This is a genomic window from Chryseobacterium cucumeris (genome assembly GCF_001593385.1).
Taxonomy (GTDB): domain Bacteria; phylum Bacteroidota; class Bacteroidia; order Flavobacteriales; family Weeksellaceae; genus Chryseobacterium; species Chryseobacterium cucumeris.
This window is the reverse complement of record NZ_LUVZ01000023.1, coordinates 464,074-485,325: the sequence shown is the minus strand read 5'-3', so window position 1 is coordinate 485,325 and position 21,252 is coordinate 464,074. Positions and strand designations below refer to the sequence as shown.

21 protein-coding genes are annotated in these 21,252 nt (G+C 36.3%); 10 read left to right on the top strand and 11 right to left on the bottom strand.

Annotated elements, in window-relative coordinates; genetic code table 11:
- Positions 1-178: 178 nt before the first annotated feature.
- Positions 179-1,201 carry a 3-oxoacyl-ACP synthase III family protein gene (locus A1704_RS14570; protein ID WP_062674578.1) on the bottom strand — a complete coding sequence of 341 codons (1,023 nt, stop codon included), beginning with the start codon at positions 1,199-1,201 and terminating at the stop codon, positions 179-181.
- Positions 1,202-1,274: 73 nt separating this feature from the next.
- Between A1704_RS14570 and A1704_RS14565 the strand changes: the two genes are divergently transcribed.
- Positions 1,275-2,174, top strand: coding sequence for a magnesium transporter CorA family protein (locus A1704_RS14565; RefSeq protein ID WP_062674576.1), 900 nt, complete (start codon positions 1,275-1,277; stop codon positions 2,172-2,174).
- 92 nt (positions 2,175-2,266) lie between these two features.
- Positions 2,267-3,853 (top strand): patatin-like phospholipase family protein, encoded by a 1,587-nt coding sequence (locus tag A1704_RS14560; protein WP_062674574.1) that lies wholly within the window; start codon positions 2,267-2,269, stop codon positions 3,851-3,853.
- A 98-nt stretch (positions 3,854-3,951) separates the two neighbouring features.
- Here A1704_RS14560 and A1704_RS14555 read toward each other — a convergent pair whose 3' ends face one another.
- A complete protein-coding gene (locus A1704_RS14555; RefSeq protein WP_062674572.1) occupies positions 3,952-4,482 on the bottom strand; it encodes an NAD(P)H-dependent oxidoreductase in 531 nt (176 codons plus the stop codon).
- Positions 4,483-4,573: 91 nt separating this feature from the next.
- Between A1704_RS14555 and A1704_RS14550 the strand changes: the two genes are divergently transcribed.
- Entirely contained in the window at positions 4,574-4,951 is a 378-nt protein-coding gene (locus A1704_RS14550; RefSeq protein ID WP_062674569.1) for a winged helix-turn-helix transcriptional regulator, read from the top strand.
- Between the two features lie 87 nt (positions 4,952-5,038).
- Here A1704_RS14550 and A1704_RS14545 read toward each other — a convergent pair whose 3' ends face one another.
- Positions 5,039-5,593, bottom strand: coding sequence for a DNA-3-methyladenine glycosylase I (locus A1704_RS14545; protein WP_062674568.1), 555 nt, complete (start codon positions 5,591-5,593; stop codon positions 5,039-5,041).
- Positions 5,593-5,910 (bottom strand): nucleoside triphosphate pyrophosphohydrolase family protein, encoded by a 318-nt coding sequence (locus tag A1704_RS14540; protein ID WP_062674566.1) that lies wholly within the window; start codon positions 5,908-5,910, stop codon positions 5,593-5,595. Before A1704_RS14540 ends, A1704_RS14545 begins: the two co-directional genes overlap by 1 nt.
- Before the next feature lie 166 nt (positions 5,911-6,076).
- On the opposite strand from A1704_RS14540, the gene A1704_RS14535 reads away from it, so the two are divergent.
- Genes A1704_RS14535 through A1704_RS14525 form a run of 3 tightly spaced genes read left to right on the top strand, consistent with a single transcriptional unit; the run spans position 6,077 to position 8,454 of the window.
- Complete coding sequence (locus A1704_RS14535; RefSeq protein WP_062674564.1) at positions 6,077-6,991, top strand: alpha/beta hydrolase; 915 nt, start codon at positions 6,077-6,079, stop codon at positions 6,989-6,991.
- 38 nt (positions 6,992-7,029) lie between these two features.
- Positions 7,030-7,386: a hypothetical protein gene (locus A1704_RS14530; RefSeq protein ID WP_062674562.1), complete on the top strand. Its 357-nt coding sequence runs from the start codon at positions 7,030-7,032 to the stop codon at positions 7,384-7,386.
- A 54-nt stretch (positions 7,387-7,440) separates the two neighbouring features.
- Positions 7,441-8,454: a TQO small subunit DoxD gene (locus tag A1704_RS14525; RefSeq protein WP_062674560.1), complete on the top strand. Its 1,014-nt coding sequence runs from the start codon at positions 7,441-7,443 to the stop codon at positions 8,452-8,454.
- Positions 8,455-8,752: 298 nt separating this feature from the next.
- Here the strand turns inward: A1704_RS14525 and A1704_RS14520 are convergent, their stop codons facing one another.
- The 6 genes from A1704_RS14520 to A1704_RS14495 all read right to left on the bottom strand — a co-directional run bounded on the left by A1704_RS14520 (position 8,753) and on the right by A1704_RS14495 (position 15,956).
- On the bottom strand, positions 8,753-9,349 hold the full coding sequence (locus A1704_RS14520; RefSeq protein WP_062674558.1) for a hypothetical protein: 597 nt from the start codon (positions 9,347-9,349) through the stop codon (positions 8,753-8,755).
- 395 nt (positions 9,350-9,744) lie between these two features.
- Positions 9,745-11,322, bottom strand: coding sequence for a DHA2 family efflux MFS transporter permease subunit (locus A1704_RS14515; RefSeq protein ID WP_062674556.1), 1,578 nt, complete (start codon positions 11,320-11,322; stop codon positions 9,745-9,747).
- Between the two features lie 141 nt (positions 11,323-11,463).
- Positions 11,464-12,567 (bottom strand): HlyD family secretion protein, encoded by a 1,104-nt coding sequence (locus A1704_RS14510; protein WP_062674555.1) that lies wholly within the window; start codon positions 12,565-12,567, stop codon positions 11,464-11,466.
- A 16-nt stretch (positions 12,568-12,583) separates the two neighbouring features.
- Positions 12,584-13,900: a TolC family protein gene (locus A1704_RS14505; protein ID WP_062674553.1), complete on the bottom strand. Its 1,317-nt coding sequence runs from the start codon at positions 13,898-13,900 to the stop codon at positions 12,584-12,586.
- On the bottom strand, positions 13,884-14,510 hold the full coding sequence (locus A1704_RS14500; protein WP_228432442.1) for a TetR/AcrR family transcriptional regulator: 627 nt from the start codon (positions 14,508-14,510) through the stop codon (positions 13,884-13,886). The genes A1704_RS14505 and A1704_RS14500 overlap by 17 nt, the downstream gene beginning before the upstream one ends.
- Positions 14,511-14,837: 327 nt before the next feature.
- Positions 14,838-15,956, bottom strand: a complete 1,119-nt coding sequence (locus tag A1704_RS14495; protein WP_062674547.1) for a DNA polymerase III subunit — start codon at positions 15,954-15,956, stop codon at positions 14,838-14,840.
- Positions 15,957-16,353: 397 nt separating this feature from the next.
- Between A1704_RS14495 and mdlD the strand changes: the two genes are divergently transcribed.
- The 4 genes from mdlD (at position 16,354) to A1704_RS14475 (ending at position 20,835) form a co-directional block, all read left to right on the top strand.
- The gene (gene mdlD / locus A1704_RS14490) at positions 16,354-17,673 is read left to right on the top strand and encodes an NAD(P)-dependent benzaldehyde dehydrogenase MdlD (RefSeq protein WP_062674545.1); all 1,320 of its coding nucleotides are present in this window, start codon (positions 16,354-16,356) and stop codon (positions 17,671-17,673) included.
- Between the two features lie 197 nt (positions 17,674-17,870).
- Positions 17,871-19,187, top strand: coding sequence for a porin family protein (locus A1704_RS14485; RefSeq protein WP_062674543.1), 1,317 nt, complete (start codon positions 17,871-17,873; stop codon positions 19,185-19,187).
- 1 nt (position 19,188) lies between these two features.
- On the top strand, positions 19,189-19,779 hold the full coding sequence (lptC, locus tag A1704_RS14480; protein WP_062674541.1) for an LPS export ABC transporter periplasmic protein LptC: 591 nt from the start codon (positions 19,189-19,191) through the stop codon (positions 19,777-19,779).
- A 12-nt stretch (positions 19,780-19,791) separates the two neighbouring features.
- A complete protein-coding gene (locus A1704_RS14475) occupies positions 19,792-20,835 on the top strand; it encodes an anhydro-N-acetylmuramic acid kinase (RefSeq protein ID WP_062674539.1) in 1,044 nt (347 codons plus the stop codon).
- A gap of 59 nt (positions 20,836-20,894) precedes the next feature.
- Here the strand turns inward: A1704_RS14475 and A1704_RS25085 are convergent, their stop codons facing one another.
- Entirely contained in the window at positions 20,895-21,029 is a 135-nt protein-coding gene (locus A1704_RS25085) for a helix-turn-helix domain-containing protein (protein WP_394361325.1), read from the bottom strand.
- Positions 21,030-21,252: the final 223 nt, after the last annotated feature.

Genomic DNA, 21,252 nt, shown 5'->3' with positions numbered 1-21,252 from the left:
TTAAATTTAAAGTTAATATATCTTATAAATCATGTCAAATGTGCAACATAAATTTAAATAAAATATTGACACCATAAACAAAAAAAGAAATAAAAATCAAACTCATAATAAAGTGAATTATAAGCTATTAAAAAAGTGAGCCGGACTCAATATCCGGCTCACTTTTTATAATTCAAAATTAATATTCAAAAAGAACACTCCCCCATGTAAATCCACTTCCAAATGCTGAAAGAAGTACAAGATCACCTCTTTTTATTTTTCCCTGTTCAATTGCTTCACTTAAAGCAATGGGAATAGAAGCTGCTGTTGTATTTCCATATTTCTGGATATTGTTGAAGACTTTCTCATTCGGTAATCCGAATTTTTCCTGTACAAACTGGGCAATTCTCAGGTTCGCCTGGTGCGGAATAAACATATCAAGATCTTCAACCGTCTTTCCTGCTTTGTTCAAAGCTTCCATCATGGTTTCAGGGAATCTTGTTACCGCATGCTTGAATACGAAGTTTCCGTTCATGATCGGATATACTTCTTTGTTCGTTACATTTTCAGGATCTTTTCTCATTCTGTCACTCCATCCGAATTTTGAACCCGGGAACTGGGTACAAAGATCGTCAGCATATTTTCCTTCAGAATGCATATTCATCGCTAAAATATCTCCTGCATTTTCATCTTCTGATGCAGAAAGAACGATTGCTCCTGCCCCATCACCAAAAATAACCGACACTCCTCTACCTTCGTCAGAAAAATCCAGTCCGAAGGAGTGAACCTCTGCTCCTACCACAAGAATATTTTTATAGGTACCTGATTTGATAAATGCATTGGCCACACTCATAGAATACACAAATCCTGAACACTGATTTCTTACATCCAATGCTCCAATCGTATCACATCCCAGCATATCCTGAAGCAGGACACCACATCCCGGAAAATAATAATCCGGTGAAAGTGTTGCAAAAACAATGTAATCAATATCTTTTGAGGTAAGACCAGCATTACGGATGGCTTTTTCTGCAGCTTTAAAACCTAGATAAGCGCTGGTTTCCTGAGAGTCATATCTGTTTTTTCTGTGTCTTCTTTCCTTGATACCTGTTCTTTCCGTAATCCACTCGTCATTGGTAGTCATTAGTTTTGCTAAATCATCATTTGTAACAACGTTATCTGGAACATAAAATCCCACACCTTTTATTGTACTTTTAATCATATAGTTTTTTAATTTTGGCAAAGATAAAACTTATTTAACACATAGTTTTTCAAAATATTAGTATTTTTACTTTATGCCAATTGATACGATATACAGAACCTCCCAGTGCGAATGGGTAGATGTAGAGGCTCCTACTTTAGAAGACCTGAAATTTCTTCATGAAAGATATGAAATCAACAACCTTCTTCTGGAAGATACGATGGACCCTAATCACCTTCCGAAATATGAAGAAGACGGGAATGTAAAATTCTTTTTACTCCGTGAAAGTACCGAACTGGAAAGAAAGAATTTGAATACCATCAGTGATATCAGCACCAAAATCGGAATCTTTCTTGTGGAAAATACCATTATTACTATCCACAGGATGAAAACCAGAAGTATTTCCGAGACCAAGAAAAAAGTGTCTTTGATTCAGGAAGATCTTAAACCTCAGCAAATCATGCTGATGATTGCTATATTGATCATGAAAAGTTTTGATGATGAATCTTTAAGCCTGTTCGAAACGATGGACAATATTGAGAATGAGATTTTCCTTAAAAATACCAATCATACCAGCCAGATCCGCCGTCTTTACAAGCTGAAAAGAAAATCTGGATTAAACTCCCGCGTACTGGTAATCTCCACGGATGCTATTGATAAATTTAAACTGCTGAATTTACAGGACTCAGAAATTGTCGATTTGAAAGATAAGCATAAGGATGTTGTTGCCGATTTTGATCATTTAAACATTCAAATTACCAACCTTATTTCCATGTTCCTGGCACTTTCGGACCAAAAAGCCAACCAGGTGATGAAGGTGTTGGCCATTTATTCTGTTTACTTTTTACCCATCACTTTCATTGCCGGGGTTTATGGGATGAATTTCGATAATATGCCTGAGCTTCATCATAAGTATGGCTATTTTATAACATTGGGAGCGATGGCTACTGTTGTGATCAGTACATTTATTTATGTAAGGCGAAAACAGTGGTGATTCATTTTTATATCAATACAAAGGCACAAAGATTTTGATCACCCAATTGATCATCTTTATCTTTTACCGGCACATCCTCAAAACAAAATACCATGACTACCGAAAACCTCAACAAAATTCTGGAAGATCCTTCTCTTTCACAGGCATCCAAAGATAAATTGCTTGCCTTACACGGGAATATAGCTGCCAAAGAATTCTCTGATCTTCTGGATCAGTCCGGTAATCAGTATATAGAATTTGTACAGGAAGGTGGCGGTGTCTGGGGAAGTGCATTGGTAGGCTATCTTTATGGACTGGAAATATTCGGGATCCGTTTTCTGAAAGTAGCAGGAACCAGTGCCGGAGCTATTAATACCATGCTGATTGCGGCTTGCAAAACCAAAGAAGAAGCTAAAAGTGAGCTTATAAAGGATATTCTTTTCAGCTGGAATTTTGCAGATTTTATGGATGGGAAAACGTATGTAAAAACGACGCTCCATGCTATGCTGAACAATAAGGATTTCTTTAAGATCAATGCTGTTATTGCCGTTATCCTTTTTATAATTCTGATCAGCATTCCTTTTCTGGCACCTTCAACTACGATCCAGAATGCCAAACTGATGTTTCTGATTCCCTTGATTCCGGCTGTCATCCTCTTTTTCTGCATCCAAAAACTGTATAATAATTTCAGGAAAGAAAACAGCGGACTGAATCCCGGAAATATTTTTCAAAATACCATGCAAAATGCTCTAGATCAATTTGGAATAAAAACAGTTGCCCATCTTAACGAAAAATTCATTCAGAAAGAAAAAGACCTTAATCTCAGCTACCGCTATGGGAACGGGCAGGAATATTATCTCATGGCTTTGCAAAGCATTGAAAAAATTAAAGTCAAAAATCAGGAACATATCGACCAAACCCGATACAGAATTTTCTACGAAAGCGCCGTCAACAATGATTATTATAAAAACAATCCCTTCTACCTTCTGAAGTCTGAATATGTAATTATTACCACAGATATCAATGCTAAAATTAAAGTAGAACTTCCTACGATGGCTAATCTCTACTGGTCTGAAGAGGAACTGAAGCACATCAGCCCTGCTGAATTTGTAAGGGCTTCTATGGCAGTTCCTTTTTTCTTTGAACCTTTCCAGAAACAAATCAATAAAGATGATGATTCTGTAAAATATGCCTGGAGGTATTGGATGAATACCCAACCGGAAAATATAAATCCAGCAGGAGTTTTCATTGATGGCGGCAGTATCTCCAACTTCCCTATTGACCTTTTTCACGCTGATGAAGTTTTTTATCCGAGAATGCCTCTTTTTGGGGTACAGCTAACCAGTGATTCTGCCATTCTTTCTGAAAAAGGGAAAACCAGTGAAGAAATTCTTAAAACACCGTTCAGCTATGCTGGAAATATCATCAGCACTCTGAAAGGGTTTAATGATAAAACATTCCTTACCAAACATACTTTTTATAAGCTATACAGCATACAGACCGTTAACTGTGGGACCAGCAGCTGGCTGAATTTCTTTATGAAAAGAGAAGAAAAGGAAGAACTCTTCAACAGAGGTTTTCAGGCTGCCCTTGATTTTCTCAACACATTTGATTGGGAAAAGTACAAATATGAAAGAATGATGCTTACGATGAAGGAGAAAAAAATACTCAAAGAAGAGGATACGCCTACGGTGGGATAAGGGTTTTGAAGTATTTTTTGTAGGTGTAAATCTTTTTGAATACATACAAAAGTAAGCTGAACCTGTTTTAATTCAAGTTCAACTTTACTTTTATTCAGTTATAAATTGTCCAGAAACTCCAGATACATCGGAACACTTCTGTTGATCCATTCATCGGAAGAATCTCTTTCAATTCCATAATACACAAAAGGTTCTTTATAATCGGCTTTTATATAATCGAAAGTCAGTTCATAAGGTCGGAAAAGTTCATTCATCGTGTATTTATATTCCCCTGTTTCAGAATATCCATCTTCATCTATTCCTGCGGTAACAGCCAGTGTCATTTTCTTTCCGGCCAGTTTGAAACCGCTGTTGCTTCCATACGCCCAGCCGTATAAAACGACTTCATCCAGCCATTGTTTTAAAAGCGGCGGGCTGCTGAACCAGTAAAAAGGAAACTGAAATACAATCTTGTCATACGATTCCATCATCTTCTGCTCTTCTGCCACATTGATTTTTCCATCAGGATAAGCTTCGTACAGTTGATGAACCGTGTATTTTTCAGGATATTTTTTTAACTCGTCAATCCATTTTTTATTAATCACTGATTTTTCAATATCAGGATGGGTAACAATTACTAAAGTCTTCATTCTGTTTAAATTTCTGTTACAAAATTACAACATGTAACTTACATTTTGTACATTAGCAACCTATTGTATGGTACTATAAAAAATGTAAGTAATGACTAAAATAAAGGAAACCTCTACCAATTTTGCCAATAAGAAAGCCCTTGCTGATGAATGTCCGGAAATCTATGCCTCCAACACTATCGGAGGGCAATGGGCATTGGCCATCTGTTGTTATCTGATCAACGGGAAAATGAGATTCGGAGAACTTAGAAAAAAGCTTCAGAATATTACTGAACGTATGCTTACACTTCAGCTCCGCAGACTGGAAGAAGACAAAATTATTACAAGAACCGTATATGCAGAAGTTCCGCCAAGAGTAGAATATGAACTTACAGAAATTGGCTATAAGTTGAAGCCTATCATTCTCGAATTTGAAAAATGGGGAAATGAGCATAAGGAACTGATGAAACAAGCATCAAAAGATAATTGAAAAATGAGATTCCTACGGAATGACTGAGTGTATGCATAATGTTAAATACTTCTATCTGTCACTCCGTAGTAATCCCTATATATTATTTCACTGTTTTTTCTTCCATAAAGGCTTTTGAGCTAATACTTTTGCGTGAATCGGGCAGCTTTCATGATGAGCGCCTTTTAGATATCCGGTGCTCATAAGAAATTCGTTTACAATTTCTCCACCAGTGAATTTGAATGTTTTTTTGAAAAGCTTCATCCATTCCTGCAAAGTCAGTGGATGATGATGCTCCAGCCATTTTTCAAAAGAACCAAATTCCTTTTGTAATGCAATGATTGTTTTAGCATTTTCAATGGCAGCATTTACTTTTAGCTTATTCCTTATAATTCCCGGATCGCTCAATAATCTTTCACGGTCTTCTTCTGTATAATCTGCTATTTTCTGAATATCAAATTGGTCATATGCTTTTCTGAAACTCTCTTCTTTTTTCAGAACCGTTTCCCAGCTTAATCCTGCCTGATTGATTTCAAGAATCAGTCTTCCAAACAATTCATTATCATCATGAATAGGAAACCCATAATAATGGTCATGGTAATTTTTGTGCAGTTCTTTTCTACTTTCGGGCTGCATTCCTTCTATTGCTAAACAATAACTCATTACAATATATTTTCTGTTTTCGTTAAAAATTTGTCCACGGCTTCGTTAATATTAATTCCTGTACGGTCTGCCAGAACAATCAGCCACCAGATATTTTCGGCTAATTTATGCTCCAGTTCTTCTGCTGAATCTTTCTTCAGCCATGTTTTCTGATGGGACATTACATTTCTCCCTACCAGTCCGGCATCGGTAAGATATGCAAGTGCATCTTCTTCCAATGACCATTCTTTTCCGTTGCTTTTTATTTCCAGCTGATGATACTTCTCTCTGATGTCTAAAGAACGTTTGACGATGGTATCAAAATTATTGGTGCCCATATTTCTTTGTTTTTAAGTAAAGACTTTCAAAGGGTAAAAATAAACCAGAGTTGTGACAACTATCCGTCAGTAGTGATTTCAATTTTTAAATGTAATCATAATTCCCTTCATTTGATCTTCTTTTACCCAGAATATTTAGTAGTTTTGAGAACTTAAAAACGACATCATGAAATCTGTGTTTTTCTTTCTTTTTATTATATGTTCGATCTTCTTCAAAGCACAGAATTTATATTCAAAAGCGTATGGAAATCCCCAAAACCCACCTGTTATTTTTATCCATGGCGGACCAAGCGGAAATGCTACTTTGTTTGAAGGAACTACCGCTCACATGCTTGCCAATAAAGGATTTTATGTGATCGTTTATGACAGACGCGGTGAAGGGCGCTCAAAGGATGAGAATGCTACCATGACATTCAAAGAAAGTTTTGAGGATTTAAAAGATATTTACACCACTTATCACCTCCAAAATGCAAATATACTTGCCCATAGTTTTGGTGGGATCATCGGGACTTTATTTACAGATCAGTTTCCTCAAAAAGTAAAAACACTTACATTGGCAGGAGCTTTATTTACCCAACAGGAAACCTATGATCATATTTTAAAACAGGCTAAAGAACATTTTAAAAATGATGCTGCTCAGCTTCAAGAGATTTCACAAATAGAAAGTCTGGAGAAAAATTCTGCTGCTTACAGAAAAAGATGCTATGATATGGCCGGGAAACTTGGCTTCTTTGATATGCCTCATCCTACTCCTGAAAGTGAAATGCTGAGAACGGAATACAAAACAGGCGAATTTTACAAAAACAATATAAGAAATGCTGAGTCTCCTATTAAATTCTATCAAAATGAGCCTCAGAATAATCTGGATAATACCTCGGTTTTAAAAGATATTCGAAAAAAAGGAATTCCCGTTTTTGCAGTGTATGGTAAGAATGACGGCATATTTTCAGAAAAACAGATGAATGATCTCAAAAATATAGTTGGAAAGACAAATTTCAGACTCATTGATAACTGTTCCCATTACTTATTTGTTGATCAGCAAAACGATTTTTTAGAATTTATTAAGCTTACATTGAAATAAAGTGTAGTTTTGTAATCATGCACACTTCAGGAGTCCATATGAAAACCTATAAAGCAATCATTACGATGCTTATTTTGGTGTTTTCATTATCTCCTTGTTCTGTAAAAAGAAATGTTCTTGATATTTTTGACATTCAGTTCATAAGCGGACTGAATAAGATTAAAACAACCTCTTCAATTTCCTTTAGCTGTGATGTGGCATCTGCTACTTCCGGAATTTCGGTTTCAAAAAACAAAACTCAGAGCCAATACAAAAATTCTTTTCCTGGTTTTTCTTCAACAACCGGAAATTCTGTCGAAAAAAGGATTTCTTTCAATAACTACTCAGGGCATTCTACAGGTAACAGCCCACCGAAATATATTTTATTTAAAAGGCTGAAGCTTAATCTGGTTTAAACTTTTTTTAAATCGAATTAAAAATCAGTTTTTTACAATACAATAGTAATTTCAATGAAACATATCTTAAACCGTCAGTCTTCAGAGCTGGCCGGATTATACACTTTATCCCTCCGTATGGTTATCGGATGGACTTACTTTTCAGCGTTTTGGCGCAGATTGATCCTCGAAAACAAGCTTATTCCTGATGAAAAGGGATATATCGGGGAAAAATTCAATCACTTCTTACCCAATGCCCTGGGAATAAAACCAATTATTGAATACCTGGTAACTCATCCTGATGCTTTGCAACGCTCTATGATGATTTTTACCATTATCGAAGCCATTGTGGGTTTATTCATCATCCTCGGATTATTGACCCGCTTAATGAGTATAGGAATTTTCAGTCTTGCTCTAGGAATTTTACTAGGTTCCGGATGGCTGGGAACAACTTGTCTTGATGAATGGCAGATTGGTGTTTTAGGTATTGCAGGCGGATTTGTACTGTTTCTTACAGGAAGCGGATCTTATTCTCTGGACTATTATTTCATAAAAAACAACAAAAATTTCACCCAGAAAAGATGGTTTCAATGGTCGGGTTCAGGGAGTTTTCCTATTTCAAACCCAAAAGTTCTTGTACTGGCAGGCTCAGTGATTATATTCGGACTGACTCTCTTTACCAATCAATATTTTCATGGAGGTGTATGGGGAACACTGCATAATAAGTCTGTAAAACCTAAACTTGAGATTTCAAATATTTCTCATAACAATTCGAAGCTGACATTTGAAGTCTACAGAACAGAAGGTGCTGATGTGTACGGTTCTTTTCTGATAGGTATTCATGTTCTCGACAAAAACGGAAAGATTTTAAAGGAACTTGATCATAAAGAACTCTCCGGAATTTCAAAAGAAAATATAAAGAATCATTATGTTGCCAAAGTGAAACCTGGAAAACACAGTCTTGTGATTCCGTTGGGAGCCAAGGCTGATATTACTCTGAATATTGATGATATTTTTCAAAAAAATGATATCCACACTTTGAAACTGATTGATGTAAGTGGTATTGAGTGGGTAGAGAATATTGAATAAGGTTTGGGATTCGCGATACGAGGTTCGGGGTTCAGGGATTGGAGTTTATTATTATAACGTTTTATGATTTGGCTAAAACCGTTGGAAGATATTTTTTTTGTAAATGGGCTTTCTTCGTCTACGCTCTTGATGATAGCCCATCCCTAATTAATTTTTCCTCTATGACTATAATTTTGTTAAATTAAAATCTGCAGAATCAACAAAATCTGCGAGATGCTTTATACATTTCGGGTAAAACCATTGGATATTCATTTACACAAAAAAGCGGACTTTAGTCCGCTTTTATTCATATCTGATGTTACTTTTCTGAAATAAAAACATGATAACTGCATGAGCTATCCGGATCAAGTTTGAGTACTTTTATATCCAATAAAACATCCAGTCCCATAGTGTCGCAAATGCCCTGTATAAAAGGTTTTATGACTGGCCATTTCAGCAGACCTGCAATTTGCAGGCTATGGGTGATTTTGTGGTAACGGTCTACTCCTTTAATGAGCAATTCGCATTTGTAGTCATTTAATTCTTTAAATTCAAAATTATATTCAGGACTGGATGTAAAAACTGCTCCCATCAATATTTTTGCAACGGCCGGAATTCCAGGCTGCAGATTGGGTTTTGCTTCAAGATTCCTCAGTGTCATTCTTGATCCCAGATCGTACATAAAAGTACTAGAAAGCTGTTCAATAGCTTCAGCTCCGTAAAGTTTTCCAATCTGTTTGAGCATGCCTCCATAAAAAGCCCCTGTAATATCAGAGAGGCGCTGGGTAAGCTCTGTAAAAGTTCCGGGAAAGAAATCTGCAATAAGCTGAGCCTGATTCATTTCAGGAAGATAGACGTCATTTTTTCTGAAATCTGATAATGCCGCATAAGTTTCCGGCAGTTGAATTTGATTCATATATAATAAGTTATTAGTGGCTTGAAATCATGATTTAGCTAAATAATAAAACGGAATACAATACTTCATACCGTTTTCGGATATTGGGAAATTGTCTTTATGAACTATAAAAAGCAAGTGAAGAACAGCCAGGTCTTTCAGTTCAATAACCGGAAATCAGATAAAGTATGAGGCAGCATTCCGACAAATCCTTTTTGAATGTATTATTACAAGGTGAGGGAATTTATTCATATTTTTTTCATTTGGTGATGTAAAGCTAGAAAAAATAAATAAACTCTCCAATAAGTGATATTATTTTTTATTTAACAAAATGAAAACAGAAAGTATTGTCTCTTATCATGTTAAGGCAGATACAACAAAAAAGACCTTCGAAATTTCGAAGGTCTTTTTTAAATCTAGTGCATGGCTTCACTCAAATCTATTTTTTCTTTGCTCTTTCTTTCTTTTACGAGTAAGATAAACGGAATACATATCAGGAATACGATTCCGAGGTAAAGAAATACATCCATATAAGATAAAACAGTGGCCTGTTTTGTTACAGATAAATCGAGCATTTTATAGGCGGCATTCATTGCTGCATCAGGAGTCATCCCTTTTGCTATAAAATTGGCTTTCAATGCTGCCAGTCTTTGCTGAACATCAAAACTGTTTTCGTCCAGATGGGAAATTAAGTTATTTCTGTACTTCTGTCCTGCATTGGCAATAAAGGTCGTGATCGCCGCAATCCCGAAAGATCCTCCCAGCTGTCTCATCATCCCTGTAAACGCTGCTCCCTGACCAATCTCCTGCCCTTTTAGTGTACTTAATGACAAAGAGGTAATCGGAATAAATAATAATCCCAGCCCCGCACCTCTTACAATAAGCATCCAGAAGAAGGCATCTTTACTGGTATCCGGTGTCAGAATTTTGTATCCCCAGAAACTGTACACAAAGAAGATAAATAGTCCTAATGAAACCAGGATCTGCTGTTTTGCTCCTTTTGCCAGTAGTCTCCCAATGATAGGCATCATAAAGGCTGTCGTTAATGCAGCCGGAATCATCAAAGCTCCTGACTGAAGTGCTGTCCATCCCAAAATACTCTGGGTGTACAAAGGAACGATGAATGTAGAACCATACAATCCGAATCCAAGAACGAATGACATCATAGTCCCGATTCTCAGGTTACTGTTTTTAAGCACTCTGAGCTCAACAATCGGGTACTTAAAGGTAAGTTCCCGCCAAAGGAATAGTATAAATCCTAAAATTGCTGCTACAGTGAAGGCTACGATCATTCCGCTTTCAAACCAGTCTTCTTCATGTCCTCTTTCCAGAATAAACTGTAATGAACCTACTGTTACTGCCAGCAGAGCAATTCCAAGCCAGTCAACATCTGAAGCTTTACGTTTTTCTGCATATTTCGGGCTTCTTACAAACTGAAGAGTCATCAGCGTTGCTGCAATCCCAATCGGAATATTAATATAGAAAATATAGGGCCAGCTGAAGTTATCAACGATGTATCCTCCAAGAGGCGGACCTAGTGTAGGACCGATAATTACCCCAAGGCCGTAAATAGCCTGAGCCATACTTCTTTTTTCAATCGGATAAGATTCCGTAATAATCGTTTGTGAGGTTACCAATAAGGCTCCACCCCCGATTCCCTGCATCAATCTGAAAAACACGAGTTCCCAGATATTGGTCGCATTTCCACATAAGAATGAAAATACGGTGAATATAATGATGGATGCCGCAAAGTAATTTCTACGCCCAAACTGCTGTGAAAGCCAGCTCGTCATCGGAACAATGATAACATTCCCGATGGCATACGCTGTAATCACCCACCCTACTTCTGAAAGCGTAGCTCCAAGATTCCCCTTCATTTCATTCAAGGCAACATTGACAATCGTGGAGTCTACAATTTCAAGAAGGGCACAAAGGATAGCCGTAATCGTAATAATTACTCTCCGCGCTCCATATTCTACTAATGAATCTTGCATAAGTTTTTTTCGATGTGAAAAATCAATGGCGAATTTTGCTTCGCAGGTGAATGGTGAATTGTAAAGCCTGCCGTTTTAATTGACAGCAAAGCTGATTCACTCATGACAACGAAGTTCATTGATTTTTAACAATTTTAAATGTTATTTCAAAGCAACTTCTGCCTTTACGTTCATTCCTGTTCTTAATCTTTTGGCAATATTCTTGTCAAGATTTACAAAATCAATTTTTACAGGAAGTCTCTGAACTACTTTTACGAAGTTACCACTCGCATTATCCGGAGGAAGAATAGAGAAAGTAGCTCCAGTAGCAGGAGAGAATGAGCTAACTACTCCTTCAAATTCTTTATCAGGGAAGGCATCAATCTCAATTTTCACTTTCTGCCCTTCTACCATTTTATCTACCTGCGTTTCCTTAAAGTTAGCTACCACCCATTTCTGGTCATTTTTAACCAAAGCAAACAACTGTGCCCCAGCCTGCAGATACTGACCTGCCTGTGTAGGTACTTTTCCTACGTATCCATCTTCAGGAGCAAGGATTACAGTATAGGATAGATTCAATTTTGCATTTTCTACATCTACTTCTCTTTGTTTAGCAACAGATCCTGCCACACTGATTTGTTGTGAGCTTGCAGCCGTCTGAGAAGAAGCGATGTGAGTTTGCTGAGCAATTTGGTTTCTCTGATCCACTAAAACCTGCAACTGTCTGTCTGCAGATTGTTTTGCAGCCAAAGCCTGCTCATATTGTTGTTCTGTAATAGAATGGTCTTTTACAAGATTAGCATATCTTTTCAAATCCTGAGAAGTTTTCCAGACATTTACTTTTGCTGCTTCTATCTGAGCATTAGCAGTAACTACCGCTGCTTCAGAAGAACCGATATTTTTTGAAGTCGCTGTGGTAGTAGCTTCTGCATTGGAGATATTACTTTTAGCTGTAGATAATGCTGCCTGAGCCTGATCAAGAGCCATTTTCTGATCTCTGTTATCCAAAATCACCAAGGTATCTCCTTTCTTCACAAACTGGTTGTCTTTTACTTTTACCTGAGCTACATAGCCGGAGATTTTAGAAATTACCGGGGCCATATTGGAAGCAATCTGAGCATCATCAGTCTCTTCGTGATACTGTCCGTAAGTAAAGGCTCTGTAACCGTAGATTCCTCCTCCGATTACTACTGCCGCTAAAATGATAGGAAAAACTAAACTTTTTTTCTTTTTAGGTTCAGCTGCCTGTGTATTATTATTTTCCATTTTGGTTTCGATCTGATTATTTAATTGTTAAAGTTCCTGTTGTCTGTAATAGTTTTCTGTATGCCAGTGCAGCATCTGCCTTGGCATTGATCACGCCAACATTGGCGGCAATCTGAGCTGCGTCTGCATCCAGCAATTCAGTCATGGTTGCCAACCCGTTGTCGTATTTATTTTTGGTAATTCTGTAATTTTCATTAGCCTGTTCCGCCGATTTTTCAAAAACAGCAATTCTCTTTTTCGAATAGTCTGTGTTCTGATATTCTCTGTTGACATCAAGCTTGATGTTATCATTCAGTAATTCATCAGTTGCCGCAAGCTGTTTTTCTCTCGCCTGTGATTGTCTCAATGAAGAATTTTCTTTCCAAAGATTAGACAGGTTATAAGAAACCCCGATTCCTACATTGATGGCATTGTATACCGTAAGAAACTTAGGGATATCTGCTGCTACATAACCTCCTGTAAATGCGATGGAAGGAAGATTTTCTGCTTTTGCTGCTTTCGAACCTAATTCCGCTGCTTTTCTCTGCTGTGCCAGAGCCTGTAAATCCTTACGGTTTTCTCTGGCTTCGGTAACATAATAATCAACAGGTTTTACGTCTGATCCTTCTTCAATATAATTTTCATCTACTGTAAGTTCTGTAGTTTCAGGAAGCCCCAATAAAAGATCCATATTGATGTTGGCAATATTATAGTTATTCTTAGCTTCCAATAGTTGAAGTTCAATATTTGAAGTCTGAAGGTTCGCCTTTAATCTATCATTTCTTGCGATCAAACCATTATTTTCCATTTTAAGGAAGGTTTCATCTCTTTTTTGAGAAGCGGCAAGATTTTCTTCAAAAACTTTGATAGACTGGTTAGCTTTAAACAAATTGTTATAAGCCTGGGCAACGTTGTAAGCAATAGCAATTTTATCATTCTCAGTGCTTAGTTTAGACGCCTCTACAAGATATTTAGCGGACTGAATCCCATATTTGATTCTTCCGCCGCTGTAAATAGGAACGCTAAGGTTAGCAGAACCGTAAACTACCTGATGTATTTCAGGCCCGCCAGCTCCGCCTGCAAGACCAGGAAGTTTGATATCAACATTGGGTTTTATCGGAAGGTACATATAGCTACCTGACACTTTTAATTCCGGTAGCTGTCTGTTTTTAGCCTCCAAAAGATCAGCTGTAGCCTCTTCGATCTTGGCTGCATCGATCTTGAGATTCTTGCTGTTCTGGATTCCCAGCTGCACGGCCTCGTCAAGAGTAAGTGTTCTTTTCTCCTGAGCATTCGCATTTGCTATTCCTACGAATAGTGATAATGCAATCACTGAGTTATTTATTCTCTTCATAACCTAAAAGGTCTTTTAGTAAATATTTAATATGTTTATTAAGTTCTGTGTAGTATTTTTCATCAAAAGCTTCTTCATCTTCTGTTTCATTCAGGAACTCTTTATACATTTCTTTCGCATTAAATGCATAAAACAAAGTTCCGCTTACGGTAGAATGAAGGAGATAAATAGGTGGATTTTTGGTGAAAATTCCATTTTTAAGACCACTTTCCAATATTTGTGAATACATGGAAAGGAATCCCATTTTGGTTTGCTTCAAAAATTCTACAATCTGAGGATTTTTAGTATGCAGCTGCTCTCTCTGCATAATCCTGTAGAAGCACTTTTGAGTCCGGATCTTGTGAGAAAACTGATCGATTACTCTTTCAATCTTCTGCCATTCGTTGATGTCTGTTCTTCCCAAAAGATCTTTAGAAAAAAACTGACCTTCATTCATTCTGTATTCTACTAATTTCTCATAAAGTTTTTCTTTAGAGCCAAAATAATACGAGATCATAGAAATATTAACATTCGCATCCTTTGCAATTTCTCTGGTGGAAGTTCCTTCGAATCCCTTTTCTGCAAAGAGCTTCTCAGCTGCGAATAATATATTTTCTTCTTTTGAAATCATGTTAGTGTTCATTTTTCAGGGCGCAAATGTACACAAGTTTTAACACAAATCAAACGATTGATTGATTTTTTAATATAGATTTAATTTATTGCAAAGAAAAGACGTTTTCTATAATATATGCTGAATACGCAACAGAGGCAGTTTTTAATGGAAAACAATAAAAAGAGAGCTCATTTTTAATTCATATATGGGAAATATTTCAATGATAATTTTAATTATTTCCAGCCTATATTCAATTAAAGTATACATAAAAAAGGCAGGAAAGTAAAGCTAAAATGATAATCTCCAGAATAAAATAAAAACTCCGGCGTTAACCAGAGTTTTTATTTATGTACTTTTATGAATATATCTTGATAGTTTAATTCCCAGATCGGTCCAGACAATTTTGGGGTTTCCGTTTCTGGTAAGGTGAAGATCGGCTGTATTAATTTCTTCCAAAATACTCTCAATATTAGCCCCACTGATAAATTTTGAAAAGCCGGCCCAATTGAAACCGTTCGCATTGATCTTTTTGTAGACCAGATTTTCAGATTGATAGTTCTGAAGCAATGCCAGTCTGAAAATCTCAGAACAGTAATTAAGAAAATTTTTCTGTTTTTCCCTGTTCCATCCTGCAATTTCTCTTGCCCAGACAATAATGCTTCTGAGATATTCCGGTTTCTTCTTTACCATAAATGCATCTCTCACCCATTGTACAAAAAGCTTTTCAAACTCGTTGCTTTTATCTCCGGAATTCAACAATTTTATAGCCTCATTGAGATCTCCCTGAGCTTCATGAACAATCTCTCTCACTTTTTCTTCTGAAACAGAGAAATTCTTTTTAAGATAACTTTCTATATCTTCATCATTAATTCTCGGAATTTCTACCATCTGTGTTCTGGAAAGAATAGTTGGAAGAATATCGTTTGTACTTTCAGCTGTAAGAAGAATGACCGTTTTTGCTGGTGGTTCTTCCAAAAATTTCAAAAACTTATTAGAAGCGGCGACATTCATTTTATCTGCTCTCCACACGATAAGAATTTTGGTTCCTCCTTCATAACTTTTTAAAGAGAACTTCTGATTCTGGTCATCCACTTCATCCGCAGAAATAAATAACTGTTTATTTTCTGATTCTAAAAAAGCGGTCCAGTCATCATAACTTGCATAGGGTGAAGCCAAGATCATTTCTCTGAATTCATCAAATTTATTCTTGCTTAATGAGTTTTTATTGTCTGTAAAAACCGGAAAGCTGAAATGCAGATCCAGATGATTGAGATGCTCAACCTTCGCAGCAGCATGTTCGTTTTCCTGACTGAAAATTTCCCTTGCATAGGCCAGTACCATAGGCAGTGTTCCGTATCCCTCTTTTCCTACAAAAAGTTGGGCATGGCTCACTCTGTTTTCAGCAATGCTTTCTCTAAGAAGTTTTTTCAGATTCGTCTGTCCGGCGATGTTCTCCCAATTCATGTTTCAAAGATAAAAAATCTTATTTCATTTCATAAAATTAAGTCAGCTTAAAATGGATAAAAATGCAGATCCTACCTTTTGAGTTTCTTTAAATCTATAAAAATGAAGGATGCAGTCAAACCATTAAGAAGGATTGAAGAAATAAAGAATTATTAAGATGAATTATTCTGATTTTAAACTTAAGCGAAGCTTATCTTAATATCTTCATACAATCTCAATAACTCAAAATAAAAGTTTATAAAGAAATACATTATAGGTAATATCAATAACAGGATTAGAATAAAATATAAAATTAAATTTTACGCAATTTAATTTTAAGCAATACATTTGTTCAGTGAAATTATTCGTAAATTTATTACAATTTCACACCAATTTCAAATATTAAAATTGTAAACCAATGGATACTAACCTGGAACAAAAAATCAAAGGCATATTTCAACAGCAGAAAGCCTTTTTCAAAACCAATCAGACAAAAAATATTGAATTCAGAAAAGCACAACTAAAAAAATTCCGGGATGTTTTTCTTCAGCATACCGATGCACTTTGTGAGGCTTTGAATACAGATTTGGGAAAAAGCAGAAAAGAAGCGGAATATGTGGAGATTCAAATAGTGATCAGCGAACTTGATTATTTGCTTGAAAATATTGTTGAATGGGCAAAACCTACTTCCGTCCCCTCAAAACCACATCCTTCAGGCGCTGAAGTTGAGAGCAAAATAACCTATCAGCCTTATGGGGTTACCTATATTATCGGACCTTTCAACTATCCAGTTCAATTGACGTTCAGTCCGCTTATCGGAGCTTTGATCTCCGGAAATACAGCAATCATAAAACCATCCGAAAATACACCACATGTCGCGCAGGTGCTTGAAGATATTGTGAAAGCATCTTTTGATGAATCTTATGTAGCCGTTATTCAGGGAGCTATTGAGGAAAATACTCTTTTACTCAGCTTACCTTTTGATTATATTTTCTTTACAGGAAGCCCGAATGTCGGGAAAATTGTGATGAAAGCCGCTGCAGAACAATTAATTCCGGTTACCTTGGAACTTGGAGGAAAATCTCCTACCATCGTTCACAAAGATGCTGATCTTGATAAAGCTGTAGCCAGAATATCTTACGGAAAATGGATTAATTGCGGACAAACCTGTGTGGCTCCTGACTATATTTATATCCATAAATCTGTAAAAGATGCATTTATTGAAAAATTTAAAGCTCATTTAAATGCTGCTTATGAAGGGAATTCTTTGGGAAAAATCGGGAAGATTGTAAGCCAGAACCAAATTAAACATCTTGCAGGTTACCTTGAAGCAACGCCGGAAAAAGTAATTTATGGAGGACATTATGATCTTGAGACCCGTCACTTTGAAGCCACTTTAATGGATAATGTGAACTGGGATGATCAGGTGATGCAGCAAGAGATTTTCGGCCCTATTCTTCCTATTATGATCTATAATGATATTGAGGAAGCGTTGGAGGAAATCAATAGCCGCCCTAAACCATTGGCATTATATGTTTTCACAGAGGATCAGGAATTTGCCGATTATGTTTTAGACCACACCACAAGTGGAGATGCTGAGATTAACAGCGCTATTATCCACGTGGGGTCACATTACTTACCTTTTGGAGGTGTAGGAACTTCGGGAATGGGAAAATATCACGGAAAATTCAGTTTTGAATGTTTCAGCCACAGCCGTTCTGTTCTCCAGGTAAAATAATAGTATAAATGCTTATTCATATAAACCGGGACTGTTCATCATAGAACAGTCTTTTTTTACAAAACAGAATTGATATTTTTATGGCGGAAAAATTGCATTTTTCTTTTAAAGACAAGCCCTTAACAAACTTTAACCACATATAATTTTTACAATTCATTAATATTTAAGATATTTGCGCATTGTTTTAAAAATAAAGAATGAAAAAAATCTTTGTAGTATCATTCATATCAGTTGGATATTTTCTGAATGCGCAGAGTCTAAGCAACTCTCCTTATGCAACTTATGGAATTGGAGATGTGAAATATGATAATACGATCGAAACTACTTCTATGGGAGGTATATCTACTGCTTTTATTAGTGATTTTACCAGTAGTTTCAATTTTGCCAACCCGGCAAACAACGCCAATTTTGAACTTACGAGTATCAGACTGGAAGCTACCAACGAAAACAATTATTTCAAATCGAACTATAACGATATGAAATCTACAAAGCATTCTACGTATCTTTCCAATATTTCGATTGCATTTCCATTATCTTCAAAAGTGAAAATGGGGATCTCTTATCAGCCATACAGTTCTAAAAGCTACGACATCGTAACAGAACAGCTTGCCAGTGATAACACGACTCCTCTTTACAGAAATAATTTCAAAGGAAGTGGAACTTTGAACACAGCACAGCTTGCAGTTTCTTATAAAATCAATCAGGAATTATCAGTAGGAGCAAAAGCAAACCTTTATTTTGGAGATCTTAATGACCTAAATGAATTCCGAGCTTACAACAGCAACCTTGGTACGTATGCAGGTGAATACGTTAATGGATATGAGACTAAAAACAGAATCAGAAACTTTAATTTTACACTGGGAACAAGTTACCAGACTTTAAATACACGTACTGATAAAAAGTTCACGGTAGGAGCTACCGCTACTTTTGGTAATACAAGTAATATGACTACTCAATACACCAATAGTACGTACAGATATTCTGATGCTCAGGAAACGACTAAAGTTAGCGGATCAGAAACAATCATCGAACAAAAAGAAACGAAGTCTAAAAATCTTCTTCCATTACAGGCATCCTTAGGGGTTGGATACGGAAGTGAGAACCATTGGTTTGTATCAGGACAGGTAGATTATAAAAAAGGAGAAGATATCTCTTACTTTGGTAAAGATTTCAGTTTCCAGGATACGTACAGAATTTCTGCAGGGGGATGGTACCTTCCCAATTATAACAACTTCAGAAGCTACTTCTCAAGAGTAATCTACAGATATGGAGCATTTTATGAAAGAGGAAATCTGAATCTGGAAGGGAACAGTATTAACAAATTCGGTATTTCTGCCGGAGTAATGTTACCATTCAAAAACAGTAGTATCACCAGAATGAGTGGTCTTGAAATCGGATTAGAAGTTGGTAAGAGAGGAACTCTTAAGAACAACCTGATCAACCAGAATTTCATCAACCTGAGAATCGGCTTTAATTTTGCTGATAAGTGGTTCAGAAAGACTCTTTATAACTAAAATGAACTTTTCAAAAAAAATATCATATAAAAATATAGCATGCCTTTTTAGTTGTGCTATATTTTTTATATTGACATCCTGTGAGGAAGATCTTACCAAAAGAAATGGCAGTCAAAGCAAAAACTTTCCTTCACAGATCATCAACAACGCTAATATTATACAGCGTGATTCCGGCTTTATTACGTTAAAAGCCAAAGCACCCATCATTGAAAAATACGAACTGATTGACAGTCCATATGTAATAGCCAGAAAAGGAATTGACATTGAGTTTTTTGATAAAAAGAAACCTAAAGTTCCAGGAAGAATTACCGCTAAATATGCCCGTATTTTTGAATACAAAAAATTCTATGAAGCTAAAGGTGATGTAAAGATAAAAACCAATGAAGGACAGAGATTTGCCATGCAGAGTATTTATTGGGACCAGAAAAAAAACAGAATCTATACCAAAGATACGGTTTATGTTACCATGGAAGACGGTTCTACACTGGTAGGTGCCAACGGAATGACCGCCAAGGATGACTTTTCCGAATACACATTCTATAACAACTCCGGAGATTTCAGTTCCAAAAGAATTTCTGAAAATAAAAAATAAATCCAAAAAATAATGAAAGCGCTGGCTATTGGGTTGATGTCCGGGACAAGTCTGGATGGTTTGGATATCTGTCTCGCTGAATTTGAAAAGCAGGACACATGGACCTTTCAAATCCTTAAAGCTGAGACACTCTCCTATTCTGAGGATTGGGAAACTCAACTTAGAAACTCTATTCATCTTTCTTCTGAAGATTTATTGGAACTGCATTCAGGCTATGGTTTTTATCTTGGACAACAGGTTAAAAAGTTTATTCATCAACATCAGCTTGAAAATATTGACCTGATTGCCTCTCATGGCCATACTGTTTTTCATCAGCCTCAAAAAAAATTCACATTACAAATCGGCGACGGCAGAGCTATAAAACTGGAAACCGGACTTCCTGTTATCTATGATTTCAGAAGTCAGGACGTGCTGATGAAAGGAAATGGAGCACCTTTGGTTCCTATAGGTGATGAATTGCTTTTCTCTGCATACAGTGCTTGCCTGAACCTGGGCGGATTCTCCAATATTTCTTTACGTTCGGAAGGAAAAAGAATTGCCTTTGATATCGCCCCGGTAAATATTGTTTTGAACCATCTGGCCCAGCAACTGCATAAAAATTTTGATGAAAACGGAGCATTGGCAGCAAAGGGAAAAATAGATGAAACCCTACTGAATCAACTTAACGCCCTGGATTTCTATCAAACTTCACATCCAAAATCTTTGGGAATAGAATGGTGCCATCAACATATATTTCCACTTCTTGAAAATATTGAAACACTGGATGCACTGGCTACTTTTACGGAACATGCTGCCCAGCAGATTACCAATGTCATCAATCAATATAGTATAAAAGATATTCTTATCACCGGAGGAGGCGCTTACAACACGTTTTTAATTGAAAAAATAAGAGCGAAAACAAAAGCCGAAGTCATCATCCCTGAAAAAGAGATCATCAATTATAAAGAAGCCCTGATTTTTGCCTTTATGGGTGTTTTAAAAATGAATAACGAGATCAATGTGTTGTCTTCTGCGACTGGAAGTACAGCAGATCATTGTTCGGGAGTTATTGCTTAGATATTTTCATACTTGTATGTTACCGATCAGCTCAGCCAATGAAATATCTAATGCATAGGCTATAACAGAAATAGTGAAAATACTGGAAGTACCTTTCCTTTTTCAATTTTATAGAGATACTGTCTATTCCTCCCTATTATCATAGCAAGATCTGTTTGTGAAAGTTTTTTCTTTTCACAGAATGCCCTGAATATAATTAATATATAAAAATATCACGACATGTTTGTTCTGTCGTTTCAAGAGAATATTTTTGTATTAAATCAAATTAATACTCGCTAAAACATGTTAAAAAATGTTAAATTCACAAGATTTCTATAAACAAGCGATTATAGCTAAAAAACAATAACTATGAAATTTTTATTCAATTATATCCATTCGCTGTATATTCTTCAACTCCTTTTTAAATATTTAAAAATC

Coding starts and splice junctions, on each gene's coding strand:
- A1704_RS14485 (WP_062674543.1), top strand. CDS start 17,871: ATGAAAAAAATCTTTGTAGTATCATTCATATCAGTTGGATATTTTCTG.
- A1704_RS14510 (WP_062674555.1), bottom strand. CDS start 12,567: ATGGAAAATAATAATACACAGGCAGCTGAACCTAAAAAGAAAAAAAGT.
- A1704_RS14525 (WP_062674560.1), top strand. CDS start 7,441: ATGAAACATATCTTAAACCGTCAGTCTTCAGAGCTGGCCGGATTATAC.
- A1704_RS14520 (WP_062674558.1), bottom strand. CDS start 9,349: ATGAATCAAATTCAACTGCCGGAAACTTATGCGGCATTATCAGATTTC.
- mdlD (WP_062674545.1), top strand. CDS start 16,354: ATGGATACTAACCTGGAACAAAAAATCAAAGGCATATTTCAACAGCAG.
- A1704_RS14530 (WP_062674562.1), top strand. CDS start 7,030: ATGAAAACCTATAAAGCAATCATTACGATGCTTATTTTGGTGTTTTCA.
- A1704_RS14570 (WP_062674578.1), bottom strand. CDS start 1,201: ATGATTAAAAGTACAATAAAAGGTGTGGGATTTTATGTTCCAGATAAC.
- A1704_RS14550 (WP_062674569.1), top strand. CDS start 4,574: ATGACTAAAATAAAGGAAACCTCTACCAATTTTGCCAATAAGAAAGCC.
- A1704_RS14495 (WP_062674547.1), bottom strand. CDS start 15,956: ATGAATTGGGAGAACATCGCCGGACAGACGAATCTGAAAAAACTTCTT.
- lptC (WP_062674541.1), top strand. CDS start 19,189: ATGAACTTTTCAAAAAAAATATCATATAAAAATATAGCATGCCTTTTT.
- A1704_RS14560 (WP_062674574.1), top strand. CDS start 2,267: ATGACTACCGAAAACCTCAACAAAATTCTGGAAGATCCTTCTCTTTCA.
- A1704_RS14545 (WP_062674568.1), bottom strand. CDS start 5,593: ATGAGTTATTGTTTAGCAATAGAAGGAATGCAGCCCGAAAGTAGAAAA.
- A1704_RS14515 (WP_062674556.1), bottom strand. CDS start 11,322: ATGCAAGATTCATTAGTAGAATATGGAGCGCGGAGAGTAATTATTACG.
- A1704_RS14535 (WP_062674564.1), top strand. CDS start 6,077: ATGAAATCTGTGTTTTTCTTTCTTTTTATTATATGTTCGATCTTCTTC.
- A1704_RS14540 (WP_062674566.1), bottom strand. CDS start 5,910: ATGGGCACCAATAATTTTGATACCATCGTCAAACGTTCTTTAGACATC.
- A1704_RS14505 (WP_062674553.1), bottom strand. CDS start 13,900: ATGAAGAGAATAAATAACTCAGTGATTGCATTATCACTATTCGTAGGA.
- A1704_RS14555 (WP_062674572.1), bottom strand. CDS start 4,482: ATGAAGACTTTAGTAATTGTTACCCATCCTGATATTGAAAAATCAGTG.
- A1704_RS14475 (WP_062674539.1), top strand. CDS start 19,792: ATGAAAGCGCTGGCTATTGGGTTGATGTCCGGGACAAGTCTGGATGGT.
- A1704_RS14500 (WP_228432442.1), bottom strand. CDS start 14,510: ATGATTTCAAAAGAAGAAAATATATTATTCGCAGCTGAGAAGCTCTTT.
- A1704_RS14565 (WP_062674576.1), top strand. CDS start 1,275: ATGCCAATTGATACGATATACAGAACCTCCCAGTGCGAATGGGTAGAT.